Origin of the sequence: Marinobacterium zhoushanense (assembly GCF_014641945.1) — a bacterium.
GTDB lineage: Bacteria > Pseudomonadota > Gammaproteobacteria > Pseudomonadales > Balneatricaceae > Marinobacterium_D > Marinobacterium_D zhoushanense.
In genome coordinates, this window is record NZ_BMIJ01000018.1 from 1 (window position 1) to 2,323 (window position 2,323).

Annotated in this window: 3 protein-coding genes; all 3 read left to right on the forward strand. The window is 41.2% G+C overall.

The window, feature by feature from the left end:
* Positions 1-136 precede the first annotated feature (136 nt).
* Positions 137-490, forward strand: a complete 354-nt coding sequence (locus tag IEX40_RS21950; RefSeq protein ID WP_188752402.1) for a nuclear transport factor 2 family protein — start codon at positions 137-139, stop codon at positions 488-490.
* A gap of 520 nt (positions 491-1,010) precedes the next feature.
* Positions 1,011-1,301, forward strand: coding sequence for a hypothetical protein (locus IEX40_RS21955; protein WP_188752404.1), 291 nt, complete (start codon positions 1,011-1,013; stop codon positions 1,299-1,301).
* 105 nt (positions 1,302-1,406) lie between these two features.
* The gene (locus IEX40_RS21960; protein WP_188752406.1) at positions 1,407-1,703 is read left to right on the forward strand and encodes a hypothetical protein; all 297 of its coding nucleotides are present in this window, start codon (positions 1,407-1,409) and stop codon (positions 1,701-1,703) included.
* Positions 1,704-2,323: the final 620 nt, after the last annotated feature.

A 2,323-nucleotide genomic window follows, 5' to 3' on the forward strand; every position in this document is an offset into this window, starting at 1 on the left:
TCAAGGTAAGGTTTACAGAGCTGTTGCACACTATGAGTAAACATGCTCTAACAAACAATTGTAGTCGCCCGCAAGCGGGCTGGGACCTCCGCTGCTACGCAGCTCCGACCCCTAAATTGGGCGTTAGAGATTAAATATGGACATGACTCAAGCAATGGAATTCGCGGAAGAGTGGGTTGAATCGTGGAATTCCCATGATTTGGATAAAATTCTTGCGCATTACGAAGAAGACTTCGAAATGTCTTCGCCGATGATTAAAAAGTATGAAGACGTGCCCTCCGGAAAATTGAAAGGGAAAAAGGATATTGCGTCATACTGGGCGGGTGCCTTAAAAAGAAGTCCCAATCTACACTTTACCCTTCTAAACGTATTGGTAGGGGCCAACAGTGTTACACTTATTTACGAAGGTGTCCGTGGTCTATCGGCGGAAGTATTTCATTTTTCTAACTCTGGAAAGGTCGAATCTGCGTATGCGCACTATAATCTCTAACAAAAGCCTGATGATCGCCGCTATCGCGGCTGGGACCTCCACTGCGCTGCGCTTCGTTCCGGCCCCATAGGCTGGCGTTATACGCTACTATAGGGAGATCGGCTGATGATAGATGGAATAATTATACTAGTCGTAGTGCTCTCATTTTTTCTCATAATCATTCCTGTTTCTATCGTTCAGGTGACAAAAAATGAGAAAAGCCTTTTTCAGCTTATTCGCAAGCCATGGTCTATATTGATAATTGTTCTATTCTGTTTTGCTGTAAATACTTTGGTTACCTATGTATCTAAAGGGTTTTATGTCTATTATCTGTTAGTTGTGGCGGCTTCTTATTCTTGGTTAATGATGGTGTTTGGTTGGCTTGTTAAGCGTCAAATGGCCATATTTAGAAAATATGGATTATGTCGGAAGTGAAATGACGTATAACAAAGCAATTAAATTCGTTCCGGCCCTAGGGGCCTCCACCGGACCCAAAAAGCTACGCTTTTCGGTCCGTTTATTGCAGCGTTATGAGTATACAATGGGAAAGAAACTGCCACCAGCTCAACTGGAACTCTATAAAAGAATTGATGAGATTCTTTTTTATAAATGGGATCCGATTGGAATCTCTGATGGAGACTGGGCTAGGGATGAGTATCAATCCTACTTGCCCAGAGTTTTCGTTCTTGCAATGGAAAGTGAGTCACCCGAACCAATTGCTAAGTATCTGAGTGTTGTTTCAACGGAAAGCATGGGCTTGTCTGCAGCGCCAGAACACGACATGAAAATTGCAAAAATGATTATTGAAATAAAAGAGAGCTTAGGTCTGTAGCATGCGGCAATCAAAATTCATAACAAAGCATTGAAAATCGTTCGCATTGCTAACTGGGACCTCAAAAGCTACGCTTTTTCGGCCCTTTAACGCGGCGTTAAAAATATGAAAAACCTAAGGTATCCTTTATACGCACTTTTAATGGTTATTGCTTTCGTTTTCCTATATGTTGGTATTCCAATGGGAAAGATAAAAGTTGTTGCCATATATGATAATCAGATTTCTCAATTCAACATTCCTAGAGCTGGCTTTCAAGAGTACTATAAAAGTGTCGTAAAGCTTGAGACCGGAGATATAGTTAGAGTAGAAACATTGAGTCAGCTAAAATATAGTGATGATTTATATGTAGAAGTACGGCTTTCTCTATTTAATTTTAAGAAACAATATCGAATATACAAATGAATTTTTAACAAGCGTAAGCACTTGACCCAAAAAGCTACGCTTTTCGGTCAAGTGTTACGAGCGTTAGTTTTCCAGGCCAGTTAGGGAGATAGGCATGGATTTAGTTACACAGGTAGTTATTCTTTTAATATTTGTGGCTATCGTTACGCTAGTAGCCTCGGTTCGCTCAAGGAGGAAGGGAGATAAGCAAGGGGCAAAGTTCGAGCTAATCCAAAAGAACGGTGCATTTTTCTATATCAACGAAAGAGAAATAGTATGCCCTCATTGCTCACAACGCCAATTTATCCTTAAACAAGTCCTTCTCAATACGAGCATAGCATCCTTTTTTAATATGGACTGGGCAAATAAATCTGCGAGTAGTCTAATATGTATGGAGTGTGGTCATATCCTGTGGTTTATACAGAGGCCAAACAGTAAAAACTAACAAATAATTCAAGTCGCCCGCAAGCGGGCTGGGACCTCAAAAGCTACGCTTTTTCGGCCCCTTAATTGAGCGTTATAAGCCAAGGGAGAGTTCGTGCATCTAGTCATGTTTGACATAGACGGTACGCTGGTCGAATCATACGATTTTGATACGGAGTGCTTTCAGGCTGCCGTCAAAGATGTGATTGGTATTTCGG

What these genes read in the sequence shown, in the direction of transcription:
- IEX40_RS21950 (WP_188752402.1), top strand. Translation starts at nt 137, where the DNA reads ATGGACATGACTCAAGCAATGGAATTCGCGGAAGAGTGGGTTGAATCG.
- IEX40_RS21955 (WP_188752404.1), top strand. Translation starts at nt 1,011, where the DNA reads ATGGGAAAGAAACTGCCACCAGCTCAACTGGAACTCTATAAAAGAATT.
- IEX40_RS21960 (WP_188752406.1), top strand. Translation starts at nt 1,407, where the DNA reads ATGAAAAACCTAAGGTATCCTTTATACGCACTTTTAATGGTTATTGCT.